Source organism: Blastococcus sp. SYSU D00820 (assembly GCF_054050695.1).
Genome location: NZ_JBJGZW010000038.1, coordinates 1 through 25,388 on the forward strand (window position 1 = coordinate 1; position 25,388 = coordinate 25,388).

The 25,388-nt window shown below is 76.9% G+C and carries 24 protein-coding genes; 7 read left to right on the forward strand and 17 right to left on the reverse strand.

Annotation, left to right across the window (positions count from 1 at the left end; all coding sequences use genetic code 11):
• Window positions 1-93 precede the first annotated feature (93 nt).
• Both ACI79R_RS23315 and xylA read right to left on the reverse strand, forming a co-directional pair.
• The gene (locus ACI79R_RS23315) at window positions 94-1,503 is read right to left on the reverse strand and encodes a xylulokinase (protein WP_456576073.1); all 1,410 of its coding nucleotides are present in this window, start codon (window positions 1,501-1,503) and stop codon (window positions 94-96) included.
• Between the two features lie 23 nt (window positions 1,504-1,526).
• On the reverse strand, window positions 1,527-2,711 hold the full coding sequence (gene xylA / locus ACI79R_RS23320; RefSeq protein ID WP_456576074.1) for a xylose isomerase: 1,185 nt from the start codon (window positions 2,709-2,711) through the stop codon (window positions 1,527-1,529).
• An 80-nt stretch (window positions 2,712-2,791) separates the two neighbouring features.
• Here xylA and ACI79R_RS23325 point away from each other — a divergent pair, with 80 nt between their 5' ends.
• On the forward strand, window positions 2,792-3,991 hold the full coding sequence (locus tag ACI79R_RS23325) for an ROK family transcriptional regulator (protein ID WP_456576075.1): 1,200 nt from the start codon (window positions 2,792-2,794) through the stop codon (window positions 3,989-3,991).
• A gap of 22 nt (window positions 3,992-4,013) precedes the next feature.
• On the opposite strand, the gene ACI79R_RS23330 is transcribed toward ACI79R_RS23325, so the two are convergent.
• Window positions 4,014-4,874: a pseudouridine synthase gene (locus ACI79R_RS23330; RefSeq protein WP_456576076.1), complete on the reverse strand. Its 861-nt coding sequence runs from the start codon at window positions 4,872-4,874 to the stop codon at window positions 4,014-4,016.
• Window positions 4,875-4,975: 101 nt separating this feature from the next.
• On the opposite strand from ACI79R_RS23330, the gene ACI79R_RS23335 reads away from it, so the two are divergent.
• Window positions 4,976-5,806, forward strand: coding sequence for a mycofactocin-coupled SDR family oxidoreductase (locus ACI79R_RS23335; RefSeq protein WP_456576077.1), 831 nt, complete (start codon window positions 4,976-4,978; stop codon window positions 5,804-5,806).
• A gap of 42 nt (window positions 5,807-5,848) precedes the next feature.
• Window positions 5,849-6,094: a hypothetical protein gene (locus ACI79R_RS23340; protein WP_456576078.1), complete on the forward strand. Its 246-nt coding sequence runs from the start codon at window positions 5,849-5,851 to the stop codon at window positions 6,092-6,094.
• Here the strand turns inward: ACI79R_RS23340 and scpB are convergent.
• The 6 genes from scpB to ald all read right to left on the reverse strand — a co-directional run bounded on the left by scpB (window position 6,091) and on the right by ald (window position 11,510).
• Entirely contained in the window at window positions 6,091-6,918 is an 828-nt protein-coding gene (gene scpB / locus ACI79R_RS23345; protein ID WP_456576079.1) for an SMC-Scp complex subunit ScpB, read from the reverse strand. The genes ACI79R_RS23340 and scpB overlap by 4 nt on opposite strands.
• A complete protein-coding gene (locus ACI79R_RS23350; protein ID WP_456576080.1) occupies window positions 6,915-7,736 on the reverse strand; it encodes a segregation and condensation protein A in 822 nt (273 codons plus the stop codon). The genes scpB and ACI79R_RS23350 overlap by 4 nt, the downstream gene beginning before the upstream one ends.
• A 29-nt stretch (window positions 7,737-7,765) precedes the next feature.
• Window positions 7,766-8,287 carry a hypothetical protein gene (locus ACI79R_RS23355; protein ID WP_456576081.1) on the reverse strand — a complete coding sequence of 174 codons (522 nt, stop codon included), beginning with the start codon at window positions 8,285-8,287 and terminating at the stop codon, window positions 7,766-7,768.
• Window positions 8,284-9,189, reverse strand: a complete 906-nt coding sequence (locus ACI79R_RS23360; RefSeq protein WP_456576082.1) for a ParA family protein — start codon at window positions 9,187-9,189, stop codon at window positions 8,284-8,286. The genes ACI79R_RS23355 and ACI79R_RS23360 overlap by 4 nt, the downstream gene beginning before the upstream one ends.
• A gap of 216 nt (window positions 9,190-9,405) precedes the next feature.
• Window positions 9,406-10,338, reverse strand: a complete 933-nt coding sequence (locus tag ACI79R_RS23365) for a site-specific tyrosine recombinase XerD (RefSeq protein ID WP_456576083.1) — start codon at window positions 10,336-10,338, stop codon at window positions 9,406-9,408.
• Window positions 10,339-10,394: 56 nt separating this feature from the next.
• A complete protein-coding gene (gene ald, locus ACI79R_RS23370; protein ID WP_456576084.1) occupies window positions 10,395-11,510 on the reverse strand; it encodes an alanine dehydrogenase in 1,116 nt (371 codons plus the stop codon).
• A 237-nt stretch (window positions 11,511-11,747) separates the two neighbouring features.
• Between ald and ACI79R_RS23375 the strand changes: the two genes are divergently transcribed.
• Window positions 11,748-12,395 (forward strand): hypothetical protein, encoded by a 648-nt coding sequence (locus tag ACI79R_RS23375; protein WP_456576085.1) that lies wholly within the window; start codon window positions 11,748-11,750, stop codon window positions 12,393-12,395.
• A gap of 64 nt (window positions 12,396-12,459) precedes the next feature.
• The gene (locus ACI79R_RS23380; protein WP_456576086.1) at window positions 12,460-13,185 is read left to right on the forward strand and encodes a hypothetical protein; all 726 of its coding nucleotides are present in this window, start codon (window positions 12,460-12,462) and stop codon (window positions 13,183-13,185) included.
• Here ACI79R_RS23380 and ACI79R_RS23385 read toward each other — a convergent pair.
• Genes ACI79R_RS23385 through steA form a run of 8 tightly spaced genes read right to left on the reverse strand, consistent with a single transcriptional unit; the run spans window position 13,182 to window position 23,594 of the window.
• On the reverse strand, window positions 13,182-13,748 hold the full coding sequence (locus ACI79R_RS23385) for an NUDIX domain-containing protein (RefSeq protein WP_456576087.1): 567 nt from the start codon (window positions 13,746-13,748) through the stop codon (window positions 13,182-13,184). The two genes, ACI79R_RS23380 and ACI79R_RS23385, sit on opposite strands and share 4 nt — an antisense overlap.
• The gene (locus tag ACI79R_RS23390) at window positions 13,748-15,505 is read right to left on the reverse strand and encodes a CTP synthase (RefSeq protein WP_456576088.1); all 1,758 of its coding nucleotides are present in this window, start codon (window positions 15,503-15,505) and stop codon (window positions 13,748-13,750) included. Before ACI79R_RS23390 ends, ACI79R_RS23385 begins: the two co-directional genes overlap by 1 nt.
• On the reverse strand, window positions 15,462-17,852 hold the full coding sequence (locus tag ACI79R_RS23395) for a hypothetical protein (RefSeq protein WP_456576089.1): 2,391 nt from the start codon (window positions 17,850-17,852) through the stop codon (window positions 15,462-15,464). The genes ACI79R_RS23390 and ACI79R_RS23395 overlap by 44 nt, the downstream gene beginning before the upstream one ends.
• On the reverse strand, window positions 17,849-18,991 hold the full coding sequence (locus ACI79R_RS23400) for a glycosyltransferase family 4 protein (protein WP_456576090.1): 1,143 nt from the start codon (window positions 18,989-18,991) through the stop codon (window positions 17,849-17,851). Before ACI79R_RS23400 ends, ACI79R_RS23395 begins: the two co-directional genes overlap by 4 nt.
• Window positions 18,984-20,627: a murein biosynthesis integral membrane protein MurJ gene (murJ, locus tag ACI79R_RS23405; protein ID WP_456576091.1), complete on the reverse strand. Its 1,644-nt coding sequence runs from the start codon at window positions 20,625-20,627 to the stop codon at window positions 18,984-18,986. Before murJ ends, ACI79R_RS23400 begins: the two co-directional genes overlap by 8 nt.
• Window positions 20,624-21,466 carry a hypothetical protein gene (locus tag ACI79R_RS23410; RefSeq protein WP_456576092.1) on the reverse strand — a complete coding sequence of 281 codons (843 nt, stop codon included), beginning with the start codon at window positions 21,464-21,466 and terminating at the stop codon, window positions 20,624-20,626. The genes murJ and ACI79R_RS23410 overlap by 4 nt, the downstream gene beginning before the upstream one ends.
• Entirely contained in the window at window positions 21,463-22,410 is a 948-nt protein-coding gene (locus ACI79R_RS23415; protein ID WP_456576093.1) for a copper transporter, read from the reverse strand. Before ACI79R_RS23415 ends, ACI79R_RS23410 begins: the two co-directional genes overlap by 4 nt.
• Window positions 22,407-23,594, reverse strand: coding sequence for a putative cytokinetic ring protein SteA (steA, locus tag ACI79R_RS23420; protein ID WP_456576094.1), 1,188 nt, complete (start codon window positions 23,592-23,594; stop codon window positions 22,407-22,409). The genes ACI79R_RS23415 and steA overlap by 4 nt, the downstream gene beginning before the upstream one ends.
• A gap of 197 nt (window positions 23,595-23,791) precedes the next feature.
• Here steA and ACI79R_RS23425 point away from each other — a divergent pair, with 197 nt between their 5' ends.
• Window positions 23,792-24,625 (forward strand): TetR/AcrR family transcriptional regulator, encoded by an 834-nt coding sequence (locus ACI79R_RS23425; RefSeq protein WP_456576095.1) that lies wholly within the window; start codon window positions 23,792-23,794, stop codon window positions 24,623-24,625.
• Window positions 24,626-24,683: 58 nt separating this feature from the next.
• Complete coding sequence (locus tag ACI79R_RS23430) at window positions 24,684-25,379, forward strand: hypothetical protein (RefSeq protein ID WP_456576096.1); 696 nt, start codon at window positions 24,684-24,686, stop codon at window positions 25,377-25,379.
• Window positions 25,380-25,388 lie beyond the last annotated feature (9 nt).

A 25,388-nucleotide genomic window follows, 5' to 3' on the forward strand; every position in this document is an offset into this window, starting at 1 on the left:
TGGGCCGCCCCGCCCCCCCCCCCCCCCCCCCCCCCCCCGGCCCCCCCCCCCCCCCCCCCCCCCCCCCCCCCCCCCCCCAAAGCCTCCCATGCCCTACAGCCGCTCGGCGGTGAGCTCGCGGACCTCCGCGTACCGCGCCCGGACGGCGGGCACCGGGTCGGCCTCGTGCACCTCGGTGCCCGGCCGCGCCCACTCCGGCGGGGTGTCCCCGCCGGCGAGCACCCAGGCCGCCTGCCGCGCGGCACCGTCGGCCACGTACTCCCCCGGCGGCGGCACCAGCACCGGCACCCCGAGGACGGCGGGGGCGATCCGCCGGACCGCCTCGGACCGGGCACCGCCGCCGACCAGCAGCACCCGGCGCACCGGCGTTCCGCCGGCGGCGACCGCGTCCAGCCCGTCGGCCAGGCCGCACAGCAGCCCCTCGACCGCGGCGCGGGCCAGGTGCGCCGGATCGGCGGTGGCCAGCGTGAGGCCGTGCAGCGCGCCGGTGGAGCGCGGCCGGTCCGGCGTCCGCTCGCCCTCCAGGTAGGGCACGAGCGCCAGCCCGCCGGCGCCGGCCGGGGCCGACAGCGCCAGCCGGGACAGGCCCTCGTGGTCGACGCCGAGCAGCCGGGCGGTGGCGTCGAGCACGCGGGCGGCGTTGAGGGTGGCGATCAGCGGCAGGAAGTGACCGGTGGCGTCGGCGAACCCGGCGACCGTGCCGCTCGGGTCGGCCACCGGGGTGGCCGACACCATCGAGACCACGCCGGAGGTGCCGATCGAGACGACGACGTCGCCCGGCTCGGCGGCCAGCGCCAGGGCCGCGGCGGCGTTGTCGCCGGTGCCCGGCCCGAGCACGGCGCCGCCGATGGCCGTGCCCGCCGCCTCGGCCGGGCCGAGCACGCGCGGGACGACGGCGCGGTGCCCGAGCCCCCGCTCCAGCAGGTCCAGCCGGTACTCCCCCGTGGCCGCCGACCAGTAGCCGGTGCCGCTCGCGTCACCGCGGTCGGTGACCAGGGCGTCGAGCCCCGGGGAACCGGCCAGCCGCCAGGTCAGCCAGTCGTGCGGCAGGCAGACCGCGGCGGTGCGGGCGGCGTTGGCCGGCTCGGCGTCGGCCAGCCAGCGCAGCTTGGTGACGGTGAAGGAGGCCACCGGCACCAGCCCGACCGCCTCGGCCCACGCCCGCCGGCCGGCCTCGCCGCCGCCGAGCTCGGCGATCAGGTCGGCGGCGGCACCGGCCGAGCGGGTGTCGTTCCACAGCAGCGCGTCGCGCACCACGGCGCCGTCGTCGTCCAGGCAGACCATGCCGTGCTGCTGGCCGCCGACGGCGACCGCCGCGACGTCGTCCAGCCCGCCGGCGGCGGCCACCGCCTGGTCCAGCGCCGCGGCCCAGGCCGCGGGGTCGACCTCGGTGCCCTCCGGGTGCGCCGCCCGGCCCTCGCGGACCAGGCGACCGCTCCCGGCATCGCGGACGACCACCTTGCACGCCTGGGTCGACGAGTCGACCCCGGCCACCAGCGTCACGGCGCGCTCCCCGGAGGCGGTGCTCAGCGGGCGCCGAGGCAGTGCTCGACGGCCAGCTGCGACAGCCGCACGGCACCGGCGCCGCGGGCCGCGGCGGCGTCCACGTCGAAGTCCTCGAACGCCGTGGTGTCGGCCAGCAGGTCCTCGTAGGACTCGCCCTCGGCCAGGGTCGGCCGGGCCAGCTCCCCGACGCGGGCGGCGGCCAGCGCCTCCTGCACCTCGGGGTCGGCGCGGAAGGCCGCGGCGCGCTCCTTGAGCAGCAGGTAGGTGCGCATGTTCGCCGCGGCCGAGGCCCAGACGCCGTCCATGTCCTCGGTGCGCAGCGGCTTGTAGTCGAAGTGCCGCGGGCCCTCGTACCGGGGGCCGCCGGACGGGAAGCCGTTCTCCAGCAGGTCGACGGTGGCGAAGGCCGACAGCAGGTCGCCGTGGCCGAACACGAGGTCCTGGTCGAACTTCGGCCCGTGCTGGCCGTTGAGGTCGATGTGGAAGAGCTTGCCCTGCCACAGCGCCTGGGCGATGCCGTGCGTGAAGTTGAGGTTGGCCATCTGCTCGTGGCCGACCTCGGGGTTCAGGCCCACCAGGTCGGCGTGCTCCAGGGTGGAGATGAAGCCCAGGGCGTGGCCGATGGTGGGCAGGAAGATGTCGCCGCGCGGCTCGTTGGGCTTGGGCTCCAGCGCGAAGCGCAGGCCGTAGCCGCGGTCGATCGAGTACTGGGCCAGGGTGTCCAGGCCCTCGCGGTAGCGGTCGAGCGCAGCCTTGAGGTCCTTGGCGGTGTCGACCTCGGCGCCCTCGCGGCCGCCCCACAGCACGTAGGTGGAGGCGCCGAGCTCGGCGGCGAGGTCCATGTTGCGCATGACCTTGCGCAGCGCGAAGCGGCGGATGTCGCGGTCGTTGTTGGTGAGCGCGCCCTCCTTGAACACCGGGTGGGTGAACAGGTTGGTGGTCGCCATGGGCACCACCAGGCCGGTCTCGGCCAGCGCGCCCTGGAAGCGCTCGATGTGCTTGGCGCGGTCGGCGTCGCCGCTGCCGAAGGGGATGAGGTCGTCGTCGTGGAAGGTGACGCCGTAGGCGCCGAGCTCGGCCAGGCGGTGCACGGTCTCGACCGGGTCGACGGCGTCGCGGGTGGCGTCGCCGAACGGGTCGCGCGCCTGCCAGCCCACCGTCCAGAGACCGAAGGTGAACTTGTCCTCGCGGGTGGGCTGCGTCATGGCGGGGTCTCCTCGAGCCGGGGGTGAGCCGATTTTGTTTCGGGCTAGAACATAAAGCAGCCGGCCACTAACCTCAACCCGTGACCCGGCCCGAGACGACCCGCGAGCGGCTGGCCACGCCGCGCCCGGCGAACCTCGCGCTGGTGCTGCGCACGGTCTGCGCGCAGACCGCTCCCCCGTCGCGGGCCGACGTCGCCGCGGCCACCGGCATGACCCGCGCGACCGCCGCCCGGCTGGTCGACGACCTCGTGGCCGGCGGCCTGCTCGACGAGGTGGAGTCGACCCCCTCGGGACGCCGCGGCCGGCCGGCCACCCCGCTGGCGCCGGGCGCGCACGTGGTGGCCCTGGGCCTGCAGGCCGACGCCGGCCTGCTCGCCGGCCGGGTGCTGGACCTGCGGGGCCGGGTCGTGGCCGAGCGGGTGGCGCCCGGTGACCTGCGCGGCGCCGATCCGGTGCCGGTGCTGCGCCGGCTGGGCGACCTCGCCGCCGGTCTGCTGGCCGGGCTGCCCGCCGGCGCGCGGCTGGCCGGTGCCGGCCTGGCGCTGCCGGGCATCGTGGACGTCGAGGCCGGCGTGCTGCTGCGGGCGCCGAACCTCGGCTGGTCCGACGTCCGCCCGGGCGACCTGCTCGACCCCGCCCTGCCCGGAGGCCTGCCCCTGGTGCTCGGCAACGAGGCCGACCTCGCCGCCCGCACCGTCGCGGAGGAGGCGCCCGGCCGGCCCGGCCCGCACCGCGACTTCGTCTACCTCTCGGGGCAGATCGGCGTCGGCGGCGCCACGGTGCTCGACGGCCGGGTGATGTCGGGCAGCTCGGGCTGGGCCGGGGAGATGGGCCACGTCTGCGTCGACCCCGACGGCCCGCCGTGCCGCTGCGGCTCCACCGGCTGCCTCGAGCAGTACGCCGGCCGCGACGCGCTGCTGGCCGCTGCCGGCCTGCCCCGCGACGCCGCCCCCGGCGAGCTCGCCCGCCGGGCGGCCGAGGGCGATCCGGCGGCGCGGGCCGCGGTCGACCGCGCCGCCCGGGCACTGGGCATCGCGCTGGCCGGGGTGCTCAACGTGCTCGACGTCCCGGCCGTCGTGCTCGGCGGGCACCTGGGCGAGCTGGCCGGCCTGGTCCGGCCGGCGCTGGAGGAGTCGCTGGCCCGCCGGGTGCTCTCGGCCCGGTGGCGCCGGCCGCGGGTCGAGGCGGCGGTCGCCGCGCCGGCCGCGGGCGCGACCGGAGCGGCGCTGCGGGCATTGGCCGACGTCGTCGCCGATCCGGCCCGGTGGCTGGCCGCCTGACCCGGCGGCGCAGCCTCGCGGGTCAGAGCCCGACGAGCTCCTTCAGCGCGCCGACCTCCTGGCGGGTCAGCCGCCGGATCGACCCCGAGCGCATCCGCTCCAGCTTCACCGGGCCGATGGCGGTGCGGGTCAGCCGGGAGACCGGCAGCCCGACGTGGGCCAGCAGCCGGCGGACGATGTGCTTGCGCCCCTCGTGCAGCACGACCTCGACGACCGACTGGCCGGCGTGGGTGTCGACCACCGAGAAGCCGTCGACGGCCACCGGCCCGTCCTCGAGCTCGATGCCCTGCCGCAGCCGGCGGCCGAGGTCGCGGGCGATGGAACCCGACACCTGGGCCAGGTAGGTCTTCTTGACCTCGTAGGAGGGGTGGGCCAGGCGGTGGGCGAGCTCGCCGTCGTTGGTGACCAGCAGCAGGCCCTCGGTGTCCTGGTCCAGCCGGCCGACGTGCACCAGGCCCGGCGCCAGGTCGCCGACCATGTCGCCGATCGTGGGGCGCTCGCGGTCGTCGCTCATCGCGGTGAGGACGCCCGCCGGCTTGTTGATCGCGTAGGTGACGCGGTCGTCGCTCAGCTCGATCCGGTTGCCGTCGACGGCGATCTTGTCCAGGTGCGGATCGACCCGCATGCCCTGCACCACCACCGTCTTGCCGTTCACGCTGACCCGGCCCTGGTCGATCATGTCCTCGCAGACCCGGCGCGAGCCCACGCCGGCGCGGGCGAGCACCTTCTGCAGCCGCTCGCCCACCCGCTCGTCGCCCCGGGCGGGCGCCTCCTGGTCGCCGGGGTGCACCGGCGCCAGCTCCATGTCCTCCGCCCAGCCCTCACCGCCGGCGGTGAGGTCCTCGTCGTGGGCGTCGTGCTGGGGGTGGCTTCCGGCGTTCATCCGCACCAGTCTCCCACCGCGCCGCGGCGCCGGGACCGGCGCGGGCCTGGACAGCCGCGCTAGCTTGCGGTCAAGCGCTTGTTCGGGGAGGGGACGACGTCATGGGACAGCTCGACGGCCGGATCGCACTGGTCACCGGCGGCGCCCGCGGCCAGGGCCGTGCGCACGCCCTCGCCCTCGCCGCGGAGGGCGCGACGGTGGTCGTCGCCGACATCGCCGGCCAGATCGCCTCGGTGCCCTACGCGATGGCGACCCGCGACGACCTCGACGCCACCGTCGCCGCCGTCACCGCGGCCGGCGGCCGCGCCGAGGGCGCGGTGCTCGACGTCCGGGACAGCGCGGCGGTCACCACGCTGGTGGACGACGTCGTCGCCCGCCACGGCCGCATCGACGTGCTGGTCGCCAACGCGGGGGTCACCGGCTTCTGCCCGGTCGCCGAGATCGGCGACGACGCCTGGCACGACATGATCGCGACCAACCTCAGCGGGGCGTTCTTCTGCATCCGCGCGGTGCTGCCGCACATGACGGGTGCCGGGTACGGCCGGATCGTGGCGATCTCCTCCGGCGCCGGCCGCGCCGGCATGGCCAACCTCGGCCACTACGGCGCCTCGAAGTGGGGCCTGATCGGCCTGGTCAAGACCGTCGCGCTGGAGAGCGCGCCGCACGGGGTCACCGCCAACGTCGTCTGCCCGACCACCGTCCGGACGCCGATGGTGCAGAACCCCTCCACCTACGGGCTGTTCGCGCCGGAGATCGAGGCGCCGACCACCGACGACGTCCTCCCGCGGTTCGCCGCGCTCAGCCCGATGGGCGTGCCGTGGCTGGAGCCCGAGGACGTCACCCGCGCGGTCATGTACCTGGTCACCGACCCCGGCGTCACCAGCGGCACGGTGCTCGAGGTCAACCTGGCCACCTCCGCCGCCCGCACCTGACCCGGCCGGTCGCCCCGGGTGGCCGCCGGGTAGGACTGACCCGTGCGGCAGGAGCAGTGGGTCGGGCTGGCGCTGGCGGTCATGGGGCTGGTCCTGGTGCTGCTGGCGCCACGACTGGTGTGGGAGCACCACCCCGACAACCCGGTCGCCCAGCAGCGCACCGGCGTCGCCGGGGTGTGGTCGGCCAAGCGCCGGGCGTTCCACCTGTGGCGCGGCCGGATCGCCGGCGGCGCGTTCGTGGTGGTCGGGGTGCTGCTGCTGACCGGGGTGCTGTTCCCCGCGGACTAGGCGTCGGGGTGCTCGGCCAGCAGCGTCGCGGGATCGGGCAGCAGCGGGCCGAGCTCGGGCAGCTCGTCCAGGCCGGTGAGGCCCAGCCGCTCGAGGAACAGCGGTGTGGTGGCGTAGAGGCCGCCGCCGCTGTCGGGGTCGGCGCCGACCTCCTGCACCAGCCCCCGGCTGATCAGCGTGCGCATGACGCCGTCCACCCCGACGCCGCGGATGGCCGCGACCCGCGCGCGGGTGACCGGCTGCCGGTAGGCGATGACCGCGAGGGTCTCCAGCGCGGCCTGGGACAGCCGGCTGCGCTGCCCCTCCAGCAGGTACCGCTCCACGACCGGCGCGTGCTCCTCGCGGGTGTAGAGCCGCCAGCCCTCCCCCACCCGGCGCAGCACGATGCCCGCGCCCCGCTGGTCGTAGTCGGCGCCGAGGGCGGCGAGCGCCGCGCGCACCTGCGGCACGGGCGCGCGCAGCGCCTCGGCGAGGGCCTCCTCGCCGACCGGGTCGTCGACGACGAACAGCAGGGCCTCCAGGCCGCCGCGCAGCGCCGCGGGGTCGACGTCGGCCGGCGGCTCGGGCTCCGGTTGCGGTTCCTCTTCCGGAGCCGGCTCGGGGCCCACCGGCGGCGCGAGCACCGGCTCGGTCTCCGGCAGCGGCACCGGCTCGGCGGCCGGCTGCGGGCGCTCGGCGACGCGGGCGGCCAGCTCGGCGGCGACGGCGTCCCAGGTGCTCGGGTCGGCCCGCTCGTCGGCCTCGCGGGTGGCGGCGAGCTCCGCGGCCAGGGCCTCCCACGAGATGGGCGGCCGCCCGGCGGCCGGCTCCTCGGGCTCGGTCACCGGTACTCCTCGTCGACGTCGGAGCCGGCCGGCACGCCGTCCACCTGCTCCTCCCCGGCCGGCAGGTCGCCGCCGGTCCAGCGCACGGTCAGCTCGCCGAGCGGGGTGAGCTGCTCGAACACCACCCGCTGCTGGCGGTACAGCTCCAGCAGCGCGAGGAAGCGGGCCACCACCTCCAGGGTGGTACGGCAGTCGCCGGTGAGGGCGCGGAAGCTCGCCGTGCCGGCGGCCGTCAGATGGGTGCGGACGGCGAGCAGCTGCTCGGTCACGCTGACCGGCGGGGCGTGCAGGTGGGCGACCGACACCGTCTCCGGCGCCCGGGGGGTCAGCACCCGCGCGGCGATCGCGGCGAACTGCTGCGGCGTGACGCCGAGCAGCACCTCGGGCACCAGCTCGGCGAACCGCGGCTCCAGCCCGGCGGCGCGGGGGAAGCGGCGGATCGCGTCGGCCTCGCGGGCGCGCAGGAAGGCCGCCGCCTGCTTGTAGGCGCGGTACTGCAGCAGCCGGGCGAAGAGCAGGTCGCGGGCCTCGAGCAGCTCGAGGTCCTCCTCGTCCTCGACGTCGGCGGCCGGCAGCAGCCGGGCCGCCTTGAGGTCGAGCAGCGTGGAAGCGACGACGAGGAACTCGCTGGCCTGGTCGAGGTCCAGCTCGTCGCCGAGCGCCCGCAGGTGGGCGATGAACTCGTCGGTGACCTGCGACAGCGCGATCTCGGTGACGTCGAGCTTGTGCTTGCCGATCAGCTGCAGGAGCAGGTCGAACGGGCCCTCGAAGTTGGTCAGCCGGACGGTGAAGCGCGCCGGTGCCGCCGCCTCACTCACGCCACCACCCTAGGACGCGGCGCAGACCCTCATCGCCCGCGGAGACGGCGGACGAGGACCGAGGAGTCCCCGTTCTCCTCCAGGTCCGCGAGCAGCACCGCCACCGCCTCGCGCACGATCCGGCCGCGGTCGGCGGCGACGCCGTGCTGGCCGCGCAGGGTCAGCCGGGCGCTCTCCAGCGCGAGCAGCTCCTCGGCGGAGATGTAGACGGTGATCTTCTCGTCGTGCTTGGTGCGGCCGTTGTCGGTGGCGCGGGCGGCCTTGCCGCGGGTCGGCACGGGCCGGGGCGCCAGGGTCGGCGCCGGCGCGACCGGGGCGCGGTAGGCGGCGAGCGGATCGGCGTCGGCGCCGCCGGAAACCAGCGTCAGGGGCGCGGCCGGGGCCGGCTCCTCGGCGGGCTCCTCGACGGGCCGGCGGCCCGCGGAGCCGCGCAGCGCCGGGGACCGGGTGGCCGTGCTGACGTCGGGCAGCTCGGTGACCTCGGGCGCGGGCGGGGTGTCGGTGCGGCGGAACAGCTCGGCGGCACCCGGCAGCACGGGACGTCGGGTCACAGTGCGATGACCTCCTTGGCCAGGTCGCGGAACGCCGAGGCACCCGACGAGGTCGGCGCCCAGGTGGTGATCGGCTGGCCGGCGACCGTGGTCTCGGGGAAGCGGACGGTCCGGTGGATGACCGTCTTGAAGACGGTGTCGCCGAAGGCCTCGACCACCCGGCTGAACACCTCGCGGCAGTGCACCGTGCGGGTGTCGTACATCGTGGCGAGGATCCCGGAGATCTCCAGCTCGGGGTTGAGCCGCTCCTTGACCTTCTCGATGGTGTCGACCAGCAGCGCCACCCCGCGCAGCGAGAAGAACTCGCACTCCAGCGGGATGATCACGCCCTGCGCGGCGGTGAGCGCGTTGACCGTCAGCAGGCCGAGCGAGGGCTGGCAGTCGATGAGGATGTAGTCGTACTCGTCGCGGACGTCGGCCAGCGCGCGCAGCAGCGTCTGCTCGCGGGCGACCTCGCTGACCAGCTGCACCTCGGCCGCCGACAGGTCGATGTTGCTGGGCACCAGGTCCAGGCCGGGGATGTCGGTGGGCACCCGGACGTCGGCCAGCGTGGTGCGGCGCTCCATGAGCGCGTTGTAGATCGTGCGGTCCAGGCTCTGCGCCGGGACGCCCAGGCCGACCGACAGCGCACCCTGCGGGTCGAGGTCGACCAGCAGCACCTTGCGGCCGTGCTCGACGAGGGCGGCGCCCAGGTTGATGGTCGACGTCGTCTTGCCGACGCCGCCCTTCTGGTTGCACATCGCGATGATCCGGGCCGGCCCGTGCTGGGTCAGCGGCTTCGGCTCGGGCAGCGGTCGCTGACGCGCCCGGGCCGGGTCCTGCCGCGAGGCGGCCGCACCCATCTCGGGATCGGTGTCGCGCGGGCGCGCGACGGCAGGGGCCGCGTCCGCTCGGATCGCCATCGGTCAGTCGCCTCCACGTCGTGGCCCCGGTCCGGTGGTGCCGGGGTGCGCAGCCGTCTGCGTCCACCGGGGTCGCCTCCGACCGTAGGGATCTCCGGAATGATCGCCCAGCAGGCACGCCGCGTCGGAGTGGAACCTGGCGAACTGTGCCCACGGCGGTCGCCACATGCGCCACACGGCTGGGCAAGTATCGCCGGAGGGGAGCGCCGCCCTTCGTCAGCTCAGCGCACGCGGGTGACTGCTCGCGTACACCTCGCGCAGCCGGTCGACGGTCACCAGCGTGTACACCTGCGTCGTGGTCACCGAGGCGTGGCCCAGCAGCTCCTGCACCACCCGGACGTCGGCGCCGCCGTCGAGCAGGTGCGTGGCGAAGCTGTGCCGCAGCGTGTGCGGCGAGACGTCGTCCACCGAGATGCCGGCCGCCTGGCCGGCCCGCTCGGCCGCCGAGCGCAGGATCGCCCACGCGCTCTGCCGGGACAGCGGGCCGCCGCGGGCGTTGAGGAACAGCGCACCGCGCAGCCGGCTGCGCGCCGACGCGGCGGCCGCCAGGGCCGGCCGGGCCCGCACCAGGTACTCCTCCACCGCCCGCAGCGCGTAGCTGCCGACCGGCACGATGCGCTCCTTGCCGCCCTTGCCGGCCAGCCGCACCACCGACTGGCCGCGGTCCAGGTCGTCCACCGCGAGCCCGACGGCCTCGGAGATGCGCGCACCGGTGCCGTACAGCAGCTCCAGCAGCGCCCGGTCGCGCAGCCCGCGCGGCCCCTCCAGCGAGCCGGCCGCCTCGATCAGCGCCACCACGGCCTCCACCGGGATGGCCTTGGGCAGCCGGCGGGCGGGGGTCGGCGGGCGCACCTCGTGCGCGACGTCGGCGGGCACCAGGCCGTCGAGCAGCGCGAACCGGTGCAGCCCGCGGACGGCGACCACCGCGCGGGCCGCCGACGTCGCCGACAGCGGCGGGTGCGCGTCGTCCCCGCGGCGCAGCGCGGCGAGGAACGCCGCGACGTCGGACTCGGCGATCTCGCCGAGGTCCCGCACGCCCGCCTCGGCGAGGAACTCGGTGTAGCGGCGCAGGTCGCGGCGGTAGGAGGAGATGGTGTTGGCCGCCAGCCCGCGCTCGACGGTGAGGTGGTCGAGGTAGCCGGTGACCACCCGCTCGACGGCGGGAACGGCCGGCGCCGGCCGGGCGGCATCGTCGACTGCGACGGTCAGTGGAGCACCTCCTCCAGCGGGACGGCGGTCATCCCGTGCGCCTGCGCGACCTCGGGCAGCACCACCTGCCCGGCCGCGACGTTGACGCCGTGCGCCAGTGCCGCGTCCCCGCGCACCGCCGCGGCCGTGCCCTCGGTGGCCAGCGCCATCACGTAGGGCAGCGTCACGTTGGTCAGTGCGTGCGTCGAGGTGTTCGGCACCGCGCCCGGCATGTTCGCCACGCAGTAGAACACCGATCCGTGCACGCGGAAGGTCGGCGCGTCGTGCGTGGTCGGACGGGATCCCTCGATGCAGCCGCCCTGGTCGACGGCGACGTCGACCAGCACCGAGCCCGGCCGCATGCGGGCGACCATGTCGTCGGTGACCAGCTTCGGCGCCCGCGCCCCGGGCACCAGCACCGCGCCGATCACCAGGTCGGCGCCGAGCACCGCGCGCTCCACCTCGAAGGCGTTGGCCGTCACCGTCTGCAGGTGGCCGCGGTAGAGCCGGTCGGCGGCGCGCAGCTTGTCGACGTCCCGGTCCAGGACGATGACCTCCGCGCCCATGCCGAGGGCGATCGCGGCGGCGTTCATGCCGGCCACCCCGGCGCCGAGCACGACGACCGTCGCCGCGTGCACGCCCGGCACGCCGCCCAGCAGCACGCCGCGGCCGCCGTGCGCCCGCTCCAGGTTGTGCGCCCCGACCTGGGGTGCCATCCGGCCGGCCACCTCCGACATCGGGGCCAGCAGCGGCAGCCGGCCGTCGGGGGTCTGCACCGTCTCGTAGGCGATCGCGGTGGTGCCGGAGGCGACCAGCGCCTCGGTGCACGCGCGGGAGGCGGCCAGGTGCAGGTAGGTGAAGACGGTCTGGCCGGCCCGCAGCCGCCCGTACTCCTCGGCGACCGGCTCCTTGACCTTGAGCAGCAGGTCGGCCCCGCCCCAGACGTCGTCGACGTCGGGCAGCACCTGCGCGCCGGCGGCGGCGAGGTCGGCGTCGGGGATGGAGGAGCCCTCCCCCGCGCCGGCCTCCACCAGCACCTCGTGGCCGGCGCGCACCAGCTCGTGCACCCCGGCGGGGGTCAGCGCGATCCGGTACTCGTGGTTCTTGACCTCTCGGGGCACCCCGACGCGCATCGCTGCTCCCGCTCCGGCGACCGGCCCGAGGTCGTCGGGTGCGGTCCACCTCGTCGTCGTGCCGCCCGGTCGGGGCGGCTCCGGCCGGAGTCTAGGTCGGCGCGGTCCCCGCGGCCGGGCTGCCGGGAGCGGCCGGGTCGCCCAGGATGCAGGGGCCCGAGATGCAGGGGCCGAGATGCAGAGGGCCCGGGATGCAGAGGGCCGAGATGCTGAGGGCCACGACGACGGAGGAACCCTGTGCGCCTGTACGCCACCCGCCCCGACCGCCGGCTCGCCCAGGTGGCCGCCGACCTGGGGATGCTCGCCTGGGTCGTCCTGTGGGTCGTGGTGGCGCGGGTGGTGCACGGGGCGGTGCTGGTGCTGGCCGAGCCCGGGCGGGCCGTCGAGGACCTCGGCAACTCCGTCGCAGACAGCATGAACTCGGCCGCCGGCGCCGCGGAGGACGTGCCGGTGGTCGGCGACGAGCTCGCCGCGCCGCTGGACGCCCTGGGCTCGGCCGCGGGCTCGGTGAGCGGCGCGGGGCAGTCGGCGCAGGATGCGGTGGCCACCCTGGCCACGGTGCTCGCCGTCGTCCTCGTCGTGCTGCCCGTCGGCTGGCTGCTGCTGCGCTGGCTGCCGTGGCGGCTGGCCTGGATCCGCGAGGCCGGCGCCGCGCAGCGGCTCATGACCGGCACGCCCGACCTCGACCTGCTGGCCGCCCGGGCGCTGGCCACCGCCCCGCTCCCCCGGCTGGCCGCGCTGCCCGCCGGCACCGGTGCCGCCTGGCGGGCCGGGGACCCGGACGCGGTGCGCACCCTCGCCGCGCTGGAGGCCGACCGGCTGGGCCTTCGGCTGCCGGCGGCCGACGCGGCCGGGTCCGGCGCGACCACCCCGCACGGAGGATGACCGGCCGCTCGGGTTGAGCCGGACGCCGCCCCGGCCGAGAACTCTCCCGAGACCGGAGGTGGGCATGGGGCAGGCGGGACGTCCGCAGCAGCGGCGCGGCGGGGGCACCCGGACCGCGGCCGCCCGGCGCCGTCGCCGGCCCGCGCGCCGGCGGCTGGGCCTCGGCGGCGTCGTCGGCACGGTCGCCGTCGGGCTCGTGGTGCTCAGCGCACCCGCGACGTCGGTGGCCGCGCACGTCGCCGCCACCTGGTCGCCGTTCCGCACCGGCGGCACGTCCGTCGCCACCGCCCCGCCGGTGGCCGCCGCCGTGCCCCAGTACCCCGCCGTGCCGGTGCCCGAGCCGGTCGTCGAGGCGCCCGCGCTGGCCGTGCCGGTGCCCGGCCGGATCGAGGTCGAGCTGCCCAACCCGATGGTGCCGCACGGGCAGGTGACGGAGTTCGAGCCGCCGCCGGCGACCTGTGGCGGCTACGGCAACCCCCGCCGGATCCCGCCGGGCGTCGTCCCCGGGGCGGGCTCGGCGACGATCAGCTGGCAGGCCGACGGGCGCACCGACGTGCTCGGCTACCGGGTGCAGGCGGTCAGCCAGCAGCTGGTGACCGGCCAGCAGCCGGCGCCGGTGCAGGTGGAGGTCGCCCAGCGCGACGACTGCGGCCCGGTCGAGGTGGTCGTCGGCGGCCTGACCCCCGGCGTGCCCTACGTGTTCTGGCTCGAGGAGCTGGTGCGCGACCGGCAGACCGAGGTCACCCGGTACCTGCAGGTCGGCACGTCGGACGCGGTGACCGTCGGCTAGCGACGGCGCTGCGCGGCGGCCAGCAGGCCGACCACCGCGGCGGCGTTGCGGATCTCCCCGGCGAGCACCCGCTGCACCGCGTCGGCCAGCGGCACGCGGTCGACGGTGAGGTCGAGCTCCTCGTGCTCGACGGTGAAGCCCTCCGGCCGGTCGGCCGGCGACAGCCCCTCGGCCAGGTAGACCAGCACCTGCTCCTCGCAGAACCCCGGGCTGCTGTAGTAGGTGGCCAGCAGCTCCCAGCGCTCGGCCGCCAGCTGCACCTCCTCGGCCAGCTCGCGCCGCGCCGTCTCCAGCGGGGGCTCGCCGTCGGCGTCCCGCAGGCCGGCCGGCAGCTCCCACAGGTAGCCGCCGACCGGGTGCCGGTACTGCCGCAGCAGGACGACCGAGCCGTCGTCGTCGAGCGCGACGACGGCGACCGCGCCGGGGTGGCGGACCACCTCGCGGACGCTGTCCCCGCCGCCGGGCATCGCCACGGTGTCCTTGACCAGGGTGATGACCCGGCCCTCGTACACCGTCTCGCTGCCCAGCAGCCGGTAGTCGCCGTCCGCCGCGGGCTCGCTCATCAGATGCCGACCTTCTCGTCCTCGTCCACCGGCACCGGCAGCCGCGCCGACTCCTGCCAGTCGATCGCGGCCTGCACGAACGCGGCGAACAGCGGGTGCGGCCGGGTCGGCCGGCTCTTCAGCTCGGGGTGCGCCTGGGTGCCCACGAAGAACGGGTGCACCTCGCGCGGCAGCTCGGCGAACTCGACCAGCAGCCCGTCGGGCGAGGTGCCGGAGAACACCAGCCCGGCCTCGCCGAGCCGGTCGCGGTAGGCGTTGGCCACCTCGTAGCGGTGCCGGTGCCGCTCGGTGATCTCGGTGCTGCCGTAGGCCGCGGCCGCGACCGAGCCCTTGAGCAGCGCGGCCGGGTAGCTGCCCAGCCGCATGGTGCCGCCGAGGCCGCGCTCGCCGGAGATGACGTCGACCTGGCTGGCCATCGTCGCGATGACCGCGTCGGGGGTCTCGGGGTCGAACTCCGCGGAGTTGGCCTCGGGCAGCCCGGCGACGTTGCGGGCGTACTCGATCACCATGCACTGCAGGCCCAGGCACAGACCCAGCAACGGAACGCCGTTGACCCGCGCGTGCCGGATGGCGCCGAGCTTGCCCTCGATGCCGCGGACGCCGAACCCGCCGGGGATGCAGATGCCGTCGACGCCGGCCAGCGCCTTCTCCGCGCCCTCGGGGGTCTCGCAGTCGTCGGAGGGCACCCAGCGCAGCTCCACCCGGCTGCGGTGGGCGAAGCCGCCGGCCCGCAGCGCCTCGCTGACCGACAGGTAGGCGTCGGGCAGGTCGATGTACTTGCCGACCAGCGCGATGGTCACCGTCTGCTTCGGGGCGTGCACCCGGTCCAGGAGGTCGCCCCAGACGGTCCAGTCGACGTCGCGGAAGGGCAGCCCGAGCCGGCGGACGACGTAGGCGTCCAGGCCCTCGCGGTGCAGCACCTTGGGGATGTCGTAGATCGACGGCGCGTCGGGGCAGGAGATGACCCCCTCGGCGTCGGTGTCGCACATCAGGCTGATCTTGCGCTTGAGCCCCTCGTTGATCTCCCGGTCCGACCGGCAGACCAGCGCGTCGGGCTGGATGCCGATGCTGCGCAGCGCGGCCACCGAGTGCTGGGTGGGCTTGGTCTTCAGCTCGCCGGAGGGGGCGATGTAGGGGATCAGCGAGATGTGCAGGAAGAAACAGTTGTCGCGGCCGATCTCGTGCCGCACCTGGCGGGCGGCCTCGAGGAAGGGCAGCGACTCGATGTCGCCGACCGTGCCGCCGATCTCGGTGATGACGACGTCCACCCGCTCGGCCGAGTCGGCCCCGGCGAGGATCCGCGCCTTGATCTCGTTGGTGATGTGCGGGATGACCTGCACGGTGTCGCCCAGGTACTCGCCGCGCCGCTCCTTGGCGATGACGTCGGAGTACACCTGGCCGGTGGTCACGTTCGCCCGGCCCGAGAGGTCGGTGTCGAGGAAGCGCTCGTAGTGACCGATGTCCAGGTCGGTCTCCGCGCCGTCCTCGGTGACGAAGACCTCCCCGTGCTGGAACGGGTTCATCGTCCCGGGGTCGACGTTGAGATAGGGGTCCAGCTTCTGCATGGTGACCCGGAGGCCCCGGCTGGACAGCAGGGCACCCAGCGAACTCGCTGTCAGTCCCTTGCCGAGAGAGGAGACAACTCCGCCGGTGACGAAGACGAACTTCGTCGGCTGGGAGTTGTGGAGGAGCCCGCGTGATACGAGGGACTGATCAAGAGTTCCCGACGGTCGACCCACGGGAGACCACCGTAACACCCTCCGCGCCGTCGTCCGGACCCGAGACCGACGTGCCCTCGGCCGCGCCGGTGTCGGCCGGGTCGCCGGAGCGCGGCGCGGCGGCCAGCCAGACCAGCAGCGGCACCAGCACGGCCGCCGCGGCCGCGGGCACGGCGACGCCGGAGTCGTTGACCAGCGCGCCCAGGGTGAGGCTCAGGGCCACCGCGAGCAGGCCGGCGCGCAGCACCGCGGCGTCGGCGGGCGCGAGCCCGGCCACGCCCAGCGCCCGCGCCCGGCCCCGGCGCTCGCCGCGCAGCAGCCCGCCGGGGCGGAACAGCCAGATCGCGGCGACCAGCGCGACCGGCAGCATCCAGGCCAGCGGGCTGCGCGTCAGGATGTCGAGGTTGGCCTGCGCCTTGCGGCTGATCACCGTCCACGCCTCGCCGGTGAGCACCTGGTCGACGAACCGGCCGAGGTGGCTGCGGTCCTCGGCCGGCCGCAGCCAGTCCAGGACGGCGACCGTGCCGACGGCCACTCCCGCGGCGGCGCAGATCGCGGCCAGCCGGACGACGGTGACCCGCACCCGCGCGAGCAGCATCGCCAGTAGGAGGAAGCCCGGCAGCGAGGCGAGGACGCCGCCGAAGTCGCGGCCGAGAGCCGGCGTGCCGATCACGCCCACCAGGACCACGCCCAGGCCGAGCACGGTCAGCCCGCGCACCAGGCCCGCCCGCCGCGGTGCCGCCCGCCGGCCGGCCGCGGTGGCGACCGCGGCGGTCACCAGGAGGCCGCTGACGGCCAGCAGGCCGGAGCTCAGGTTGCCGTAGCCGGTGAACCGCCCGGCGACCACCGCGTCGTAGCCGAGCAGGCCGTTGAGCTCGAGGGTGGAGCCGGTGAGCACGTCGCCGACCAGCGTGGCCAGCGTGATGGCCAGGACGGCCAGCCCCGGGCCCAGCCGGTGGCGCCGCCACGGGCCGAGCAGCGCGACGACGGTGACGGCGGCGGCCGCCCCGGCGATCGCGGCGACCAGCGTGGCCAGCGGCGCGTCCGACCGTTCCCAGGGCACCAGACCGGCCAGGTACGTGGCGATCGGGACGGCGCCGACGGCGAGCGCCGCCGTCCGCAGCGCCGCCCGGGCCGGCTCCGGCCGGGACACCGGCCGGCGCGCACCCAGGACGGCGATGCCCGCGGCCACCAGCACCGCCCCGAGCGCGACGAGGGTCCAGAAGAACATGCCGGTGTTGCGGTGGTGCACCGTCGCGCCGGTGTTGGCGTCCTCCAGCGCGGTGACGGCGGCGGCGAGGTCCGGGCGCTCGCCGCCGGCGCGCAGCGCCTGGCCGTTCATCGAGGCCGGCCGGTCCAGGCCCAGCGCCCGCAGCGCGGTCGGCGCGACGTCGATGAGCTGGGAGAACGGCGCCCGGCCGGTGCTCGACGAGCTCAGCCAGCCGCCGTCGTAACCCGGGCCGGACACCATGCCCACGTGCAGCTGCGGGCGGCCGTCGTTGACCTCGGAGATGCCCTCGACCACCAGCAGGGTGTCGCCGGGCAGCGCCGCCACCGCGGCGCGCACCCGCCCCACGGCCTCGTCGATGCGGCCGAGTGCGGAGGCCCGAGGCTCGGGGTCGGTGCCGTCGTCGGTGGGCTCGGCGCCCGGGCGGCCGGCGTACAGCAGCGCGTCCAGCGAGACGAGGGACAGCGGGCAGGCGGTGAGCAGGGCGGCCAGCTCGGCGGGGTCGGTCGGCAGCGTGTCGGCGCGGGTGAGCGCCACGTCGGGGGCGGCGACGGCGAGCGTGGCGGCCCGCCCGGCCACCGCGGCGCAGCCGACGGCGGTGCCCAGCGCGCCGGGCTCGGCGCCGAAGCGCACGGTGCCGGGGTCGTCGGCGGTGCGCCGGACCGCGGCCTCGGGATCGGCCAGGCCGGCCGAGGCGGCCCGCTCCTGCAGCCCGCAGTAGGACAGCGAGGTGTCCAGCTGCGGCTCCGGCGGCGCGGTCGGGTCGGCCGGCGGCTGGGTCGGGGCCGCAGGGTCCTCGGGCAGCGGCACGGTCGGCAGGGGCACCGGCGGCAGGCCGTCGTCGGGGCCGGGCACCCGCACCCGATTGCCGGCGCCGAGGGTGCCCCAGCCGTCGAGCACGCAGGTGGTGGAGCGGGCCGCGCGCACCGACACCGCGCCGATGGCCGACTCCTCCGCCAGCGCCCACAGCTGCGGGGTGGCCCCGGGCTCGACGTCGTCCCAGGTGAGGCCGGGGACGCCGAGCACGACCACCCGGTCGGCGCGGAGGTCCTCGTCGGCCGCGGCGGCCGCGGGCGCGGCCAGACCCAGCACCGTCGCCAGCAGCAGGACGGCGGCGAGCAGGCCGCGCACCGCCGTGGCCGGGCCGCGGGCGGTCATGCCCCGGCGCCCGCCGGGGCGCCCAGCAGCTCGCGGTAGACGGCGACCAGGCGGCGTGCCGCGGCCGCCTCGTCGGGCCAGGACGCCGCGTGCCGGCGGCCGGCCTCGGCCAGCGCGGCGGCGTGCCCCGGATCGGTGAGCACCCGGTCGACGGCGTCGGCCAGCGCTGTGGCGTCGCCCACCGGCACCAGGTCCGCGCCGTCGGCGACCAGCTCCGGCAGCCCGCCGGCACGGGTGGAGACCAGCGGAGTGCCGGCGCGCAGCGCCTCCTGCGCGGTGAACGGGCTGCCCTCCCAGCGGGAGGGCAGCACGCACACGTCGGCGGCGCCCAGCAGGTCGGCGACGTCGTCGCGCCGGCCGAGCAGCACCACCGGCAGCCGCTCGGCGGCGATGCGGGCGGCGAGCTCGTCGTGCAGCGGGCCGTCTCCGGCGATGGCCACGAGCGGCTGCGGACCGGTGCCGCCGGTCCAGCGGCGGGCGGCCTCGAGCAGGACGTCGTAGCCCTTCTGCGGATGCAGCCGGCCGATCGCCACGACCAGCGGCCGGCCCTCGGCCACGCCCAGCCCGGCCCGCACCTCGTCGCGGCCACGGGTGGCCGGCGGCCGGGGCGGCGCCATGGCCGGGGCGAGCCGGACGTCGGGCGCGCCGGCCCGGCGGGCGTTGTCGGCCAGGTCGCTGGAGACGGCGAGCACGAGGTCCGCGGCGCGGATGGTGGCGCGCTCGACGGCCTGCAGCACCCGGTGCAGCCGGCCGCCGTGCGCGAGCAGCGCGTTGTGCAGGGTGAGCACCAGCGGCGGCCGCTCCCCCGACAGCCGGCGCGCGGCCGCGGCGACCAGCCCGGCGCGCAGGCCGTGGGCGTGCACGAGGTCGGCGCCGGCCATCGCGCGGCGCAGCTGCAGCACCGCGCGGCTGTCGGCGACCGGGTCCAGGCCGGCGCGGATGCCGACCGGGGTGAAGGCCGCGCCGGTGGCGCGGAAGCCGAACAGCTCCTCGGTGGCCGGGGCGCCGGCGACGGCGACCGTCGCACCGGCCGCGCGCAGCGCCGGCACGACCGAGCGCACGTGCGCGCCGACCCCGCCGGCGCTGGTGGCGAGCACCTCGACCACGCGCCGGCCCGCCAGCGGCTCCCCCTCAGCCACCGTGCTGCACCTCCTGTCGGTCGGGCGCGCCGGCCGGTTCCGGTGCCCGCAGCGCCCGCACGGTCCTCCGGAGCGGGCCGCGCGCGACCCCCATCATGACCGCCGCCGCCACGACCAGCACGGTCCCTCCGCCCAGCGCTCCGGCGCCGAGGGCGCCGAGCAGCCCCCCGGGCACCGGATCGGCGCCCAGCGCCCGGCTGACCAGGAGCCCCGCGGCGCCGGCCAGCACGGCGGCGGCCAGCGCCGGCCCGCCGACGCGCCCCAGCCCGGCCAGGGCGCCGGTGCCGGCGTCGCGCAGCACCACGGCGACCAGCCCGGCTCCGGCCACGGTGACGCCAAGGGTGTGCCCGGCGCCCAGCGCCAGCGCCCGGTCGGCCGGGTCCAGCAGCCCGGCGAGGACGACGTCGGCGGCGACCGCCAGCAGCCAGCCCGCGGTCACGCACACGGTGGGGGCCTTCCACAGCCCGCGGGCGTACAGCGCCCGGGTGAGGACGGCGACCAGCCCGTACCCGACCAGGCCGGGGGCGAAGGCGACGATCGTGTCCCGCAGCGCCGCCACCCGGTCGTCGGGCGCGGTGGTGAGGAACACCCGCGCGATCGGCCCCGCGGCGGCCACCAGCAGCGCCGCCGCCAGCGCCGTGCCGACCGTCACGAGCACCACGACCGGCGCCAGCGCCCGCCGGAAGCCGGCCTCGTCGCCGGTCTCGGCGCGCTCGGCGAGCCCCGGGTAGGCGGAGGTGGCCAGCGGCACGGCCAGCGCCGCCCACGGCACGAGGAACAGCGTCAGCCCGGCGGCGTAGACGACCTGGGTGCCGTCGGGCGCGCCGTCGTTGGCCAGCCGGATGGCGACCGCGGCCACCAGCTGCTGGCCGGCCAGGGTGAGCACGCCGGCCACGGCCAGCCGGCGCACCCGGGGCGCGGCGCCGACCGGGAAGCGCAGCGACGGCCGCAGGCCCAGTCCCAGTCGCCGCACGGGGGCGACCAGGCACAGGGTGAGGGCGGCGACGCCGAGCGTCGTCCCGACGCCGAGGACCAGCTCGGCCGGCCGCGACAGGCCGTCCACCTGCCGGCTGCCGCCGATGCCGGCGAACAGCAGGTAGGCGCCGGCCACCACGACGCTGGACAGCAGCGGCGCCAGCGCCGGTGCGGCGAACCGGCGGTGCGCCTGCAGCACGCCGGTCAGCACGATCCCGATGCCGTAGAGCACCACCTGCGGGGCGAACACCAGCAGGAAGCGGGCGGCCAGCGCCAGCTGCTCCTCCCCCGCCGGCCCGAGCAGCAGCCCGGCGATCGGCCGGGCCAGGAGGGCCACCAGCACGGCCAGCGGGGTGAGCAGCAGCAGCGTCCAGCCCAGCAGCGCCGAGGCGGTGCGGCGCACCTGCTCCCGGTCGCCGGTGGCGATCCCGCCGGCCAGCATCGGCACCACCAGGCTGGCCAGCGCGCCGCCGGCGACCACCTCGAAGACGATGTTCGGCACGTTGTTGGCCGCCGTGTAGGTGTCGCCGGTGCTGTCGGCGCCGACGGCGTTGGTGAACACCAGCGTGCGGCCGAAGCCGGCCGTCCGGGCCAGCACCGTGAGGACGGCGATCAGCGCCGCGGCACCCGCGACACCGCGGGCGACCTGCCGGGCGCTCACGCCGGGCGGCGGCCGAGCCGGTCCAGCTCCCGCAGGCCGGGGGTGGCCTCGATGACGCGCGTGAAGCTGACCCGCTCGCTGGCCAGGGTCAGCGCGACGACGCCGGCGAGCAGGCCGGTGCGGGCGCCGCGTCCGGGGAGCTGGGCCAGGCGCAGGCCGAGCAGCGCGCCGGCGGCGTTGGCGCCGCAGTCACCGAGCATCACCCGCTCGCCGAGGTCGGCGGGGAGGACGGCGAGCGCGGCACCCAGGGGCCCGGCGGACAGCCCGCCGGCGGGGCCGCCCACCGTGGCCGCGGCGGCGATCGCGGTGGCCTTGGCGGCGCGGCCGGGCCGCAGGTCGAGCAGGTTCACCAGGTTGGCCGTGCCGGCGACCAGGCCGGTGGTCACGATCCCGTCGGCCAGCGCGCGGCCGGCGGGGTCCCCGGGCCGGCGGGTGAGCAGCGCGGCGACCGCGGCGGCGGCGCCGATGCCGGCGACCTTGACCGCGCCGGCGGAGACCCGGCCGGCGCGCAGCGCCCGCAGGTGCCCGGCCAGCCCCTTGTCGCGGGCCTGCTCGGGGCGGGCCCCGGCGAGGTCGTCGTAGCCGCCGACCAGGCCGGAGACGGTGCCGACGACCGCGGCGGCCGCCCGGGTGCCCGCGGGCGCGCCGAGGACGGCGCTCGCGGTGGCCGCGGCGGCCAGCGCCGGGCCGCCGAGCAGCGTCACCGGCCGGCCGGCGTAGTTGGTGCGCCGCCACGGCGCCCCGGCCGGGCGGGCGGTGAGGGCCGCGGCGCCGGCCAGCCCGGCGCGGGTGGCGGCCGCGCCGGTGAGGGCGAGCAGGGCCCGCCGGCGCGCGGTCACGGGGTCGCGGCGGGCACCGGCGGCACCGGCTGGGTGTCCTCGCCGGTCCCGTACTTGCCCGAGGTCCCCTCGGCCTCCTGGCCGAGGGCGAGCACGGTGCTGATCTGGCCGGAAGCGACGTCGACGTTGTCGACGGTGGAGACGGCGGCGGAGATCTCCGGGTCGACCCGGATCACGCCGACCAGACCGGTCTCGCCGGCCGAGGCGGCGTCGCCGGCGACGACCGCGCCCGAGCCCGCGGCGTCCAGGGCCACGGCCAGGTCGACCAGGGTGTCCAGCCGGCCCTCGGCCTCGTCGCCGGTGAAGGCGCCCGCGGTGAGGACGACGGCGTAGTCGGCCGGGGCCACCGACGGCGAGTCCTGCACCACCACGTCCAGCGCCGACAGCCCGGCCAGCACCGACGACAGCGCCGCGGTGTCGGGCGCGGACACGGCGTCGGCCGGGATCATCAGCACCTGGCCGAGCAGCGCGGCGACCAGCTCGCCGGTGTCGTCGGTCTCCGGCAGCGTGACGCCGGTGGGCAGGCCCGGGCCGGCGACGTAGTTCTGCAGGGACGACGCCGTCGCCGGGTCGCTGTACTCGGCCTGCAGCCGCAGCGTGCCGGTCACCGTGCCACCGGCCTCGCCGACGAGCACCGAGACCGCCTCGACGACGTCCTCCTCGACCTCACCGGCCAGCACCAGGACGACGGTGCGGTCGGCCAGCGTGCCGTCGACCAGCGTGGGGCCGACGGCCTCCTCGAAGGCGTCGTCGGTGTCGAGCTGGTCCTGCAGCCGCTGGGCGGTGTCCTCGAGGGAGCGCTTGTCCTCCTGCAGGCCGGTGACCTGGGTGCGCAGGTCGTCGAGCACCGGCCCGTTGAGCTGGGTGGTGCCGATGACGATGCCCAGCGCGACGGCCAGGAAGACCGCGATCAGGGAGACCAGGTGGTAACGGAAGTCGATCACGAGAAGAGGTTCTCCAGCCAGAACACGTAGCCGTCCCACGCGTCGACCAGCAGGTCGAGGTAGATCCGCCCGGCCGTGGACACCGCCAGGGCCGAGCCGATCGCCACGAGCGCGGCGAGCACGAGGACGACGAGGGCGATGGTCGAGATCCGGCTGCGGTAGAGCCGGCTGACGCCCTTGGCGTCGACCAGCTTGCCGCCCAGGCGCAGCCGGGTGAGGAAGGTGGAGGCCATGCCGCCGCGGCCCTTGTCGAGGAACTCGACGAGGGTGGCGTGCGTGCCGACGGCGACGATGAGGGAGGCGCCCTTCTCGTCGGCCAGCAGCATCGCGATGTCCTCGCTGGTGGCCGCGGCCGGGAAGGTGATCGCGTCGACGCCGAGCTCCTGGACCCGCGCCAGGCCCGGGGCGCGCCCGTCGGCGTAGGCGTGCACGACGACCTCGGCGCCCGAGCGCAGCACGTCGTCGCTGACCGAGTCCATGTCGCCGATGATCATGTCCGGCTGGTGGCCGGCCTCGATGAGCGCGTCGGCACCGCCGTCGACGCCGATGAGCACCGGGCGGTAGTCGCGGATGTAGGACCGCAGCGCCTGCAGGTCCTCCTTGTAGTCGTACCCGCGGACGACGATCAGGACGTGCCGGCCCTCGATGCGGGTCGCGACGTCCGGCACGCCGACGCCGTCGAGCAGGAGCGCGCGCTCCCGCTTCATGTACTCCATCGTGTTGGCGGCGAAGGCCTCCAGCTGCGTGGACAGCCCCGCCTTCGCCTCGTTCATCGCCTCGGCGACGGTCTCGGGCGTGTGCGGCCGGCCGGTGGCCACCGCGGTGCCGTCGGCGAGGTAGAGGGTGTCGCCGTCCAGCCGGACCTGCTGGCCCTCCTTGACGGCGGCGAACACCTCCTTGCCGACGGCGTCGAGCAGCGGGATGCCGGCCTCGGTGATGATCCCCGGCCCGAGGTTGGGGTACCGGCCGGAGATGCTCGGCGCGGCGTTGACCACCGCGGCGACGCGGGCGGCGACCAGCGAGTCGGCGCTGACCCGGTCGATGTCGACGTGGTCGATGACGGCGATGTCGCCGGGCCGCAGACGCTTGGTGAGGTTCTTGGTCCGGCGGTCGAGCCGGACGGTGCCGGTCACGCCCGAGGACTGGTCCTGGCCCCGGCTCCGTCGCAGAGTGCCGATGCGCATGGCCCGCACTCTGCCACGCAGGTCCCGAGCCGCCGCCCTCCGACGCGCACCTGCGACCTGTCGGTCACGCAGCGTGTCCGACACCACGGCAGGGCGACACGCGGGCGGCGGCCGTCCCCGTCGCCCCGCCGGGACCGCCGATCGCGCTGTCTAGCGTTGCGCCCGTGACTCCCGGGGTTCCAGCAGCAGGTTCGTCGGTGCCGGTCGTGACGGAGGACCTCCGCGACGACCTGCACGGGAACCCGCCCGAGCCGCCCGCCGCGCCCGGCGGGCCGGCGGAGTCCGCAGGCGCGGCGGCGCCGGCCGAGGACGAGCGCCCCGTGCCCCCGGGCACCGCCGTGCCGGCGCCGCCGGAGGACGAGTCCGACGCCCGGCCGCGGCGCGGCCGGCGGGCGCTGCGCGGCCCGGGGCTGCGCGAGCGGCGCCGGCAGCAGACGCGGGCGCGGATCGTCGACGCCGCCGCCGAGCTGTTCGCCGAGCGCGGGTTCGACGCGGTCAGCGTGGTGGAGATCGCCCAGCGCGCCGGCGTGGTCGAGAAGACGGTGTTCAACCACTTCCCGGTCAAGGAGGGGCTGGTCTTCGAGGCCGACCCGCCGATGCGGGCGGCGCTGCTGGACGCCGTCCGCACCCGGCCGGCCGGGGAGTCGGTGTCCGCGGCGGCGGGCAGCTTCGTCGTCGCGGCGATGAGCGGGCTGGGCTCGCCCGAGGCGGCCCGGGGGGTCGCGGAGATGGCGCAGGTCATCCGCGGCAGCCGGACGCTGCAGGTGCGCGAGCGGGAGATCATCGGCGAGCTCACCGACGCGCTGGCCGGGCTGATCGCCGAGGAGACCGGTGCGCACCCGGGGCAGCTGGAGCCGTGGCTCACCGCGCACGCCGTCCTCGGGCTGTACGCGGGGCTGCTCGAGCTGGCCCGCGACCGGGTGCTCGCCGGGATCACCGGCCCGGCGCTGTCGGCGGAGCTGCGGGCCCGCGGCGAGCGCGGGCTGGCGCTGCTGCAGTTCGGCCTGGCCGGGTACGCCAAGCGCCGCTGACGCGCCGTTCCGGCACCGGTCGGTGCCGGTGGGCCGGGCGGTCTGCCAGGGTGGGCGCGTGCCGTCGCCCCGCCGTGCCGTCCTGGTCGCGTCCGCAGCCGCCGTCGCGCTCCTCACCGCCGGTTGCGGCTGGCCGGTCGCCGACGACGACGCTGCCGGCACCCCGCCGCCGGCCGCCGCACCGTCCCCCTCCACCGCGCCCCCGGCGGCGCCGGCCGTCGTGCTGCGGGCGGCGCTGTCCGACGCCGCCGAGTACCCCGGCTACACCGGTGAGGTCACGGTGACGGTGCTGTCGGTGGAGCAGGGCCTGCCGCCGCTGGGCCCGTCGTTCGGCGGGGACTGCGCCGTGCCGGCCGACGCCCGCTACGTGCCCGTGGAGGTGGTGCTGCGCACCACCGGCTCCGGCGCGCAGGCCGGCCTGGCGGCCACCGTCGCGGCCACGGCCGCCGACGGCAGCGAGGTCGGTGTCCACGTCGGCTCCTCGGCACCCGGCGTGCGCTACTGCCAGGACGGGACGACGCGCCCGGCCGCCGACCGGTTCTCGGTGCTCGCCCCGGCCGGCGGCGGGGAGGGCCGGGCGACGGCGTTCGTCATCCTCCCACCCGCCGCCCCCGGCAGCGCCGTCCCGGTGCTCGACCTGTCGCTGACCGCCCTGGTCAACCACGCTCCGCCCGACGCCGACGGCCCGTGGACGGTGACCCGGGTGGACGTCGGCAGCGCCTGCGACCGCGGCGTCTGCGCGACGACCGGCTGAGCCGACGCG

Excerpts from the sequence above, each read along its gene's own strand:
- ACI79R_RS23385 (WP_456576087.1), bottom strand. The coding sequence starts at position 13,748 with ATGAGCGAGCCCGCGGCGGACGGCGACTACCGGCTGCTGGGCAGCGAG.
- ACI79R_RS23360 (WP_456576082.1), bottom strand. The coding sequence starts at position 9,189 with ATGGCGATCCGAGCGGACGCGGCCCCTGCCGTCGCGCGCCCGCGCGAC.
- xylA (WP_456576074.1), bottom strand. The coding sequence starts at position 2,711 with ATGACGCAGCCCACCCGCGAGGACAAGTTCACCTTCGGTCTCTGGACG.
- ald (WP_456576084.1), bottom strand. The coding sequence starts at position 11,510 with ATGCGCGTCGGGGTGCCCCGAGAGGTCAAGAACCACGAGTACCGGATC.
- ACI79R_RS23335 (WP_456576077.1), top strand. The coding sequence starts at position 4,976 with ATGGGACAGCTCGACGGCCGGATCGCACTGGTCACCGGCGGCGCCCGC.
- ACI79R_RS23395 (WP_456576089.1), bottom strand. The coding sequence starts at position 17,852 with ATGACCGCCCGCGGCCCGGCCACGGCGGTGCGCGGCCTGCTCGCCGCC.
- ACI79R_RS23330 (WP_456576076.1), bottom strand. The coding sequence starts at position 4,874 with ATGAACGCCGGAAGCCACCCCCAGCACGACGCCCACGACGAGGACCTC.
- steA (WP_456576094.1), bottom strand. The coding sequence starts at position 23,594 with ATGCGCATCGGCACTCTGCGACGGAGCCGGGGCCAGGACCAGTCCTCG.
- ACI79R_RS23380 (WP_456576086.1), top strand. The coding sequence starts at position 12,460 with ATGGGGCAGGCGGGACGTCCGCAGCAGCGGCGCGGCGGGGGCACCCGG.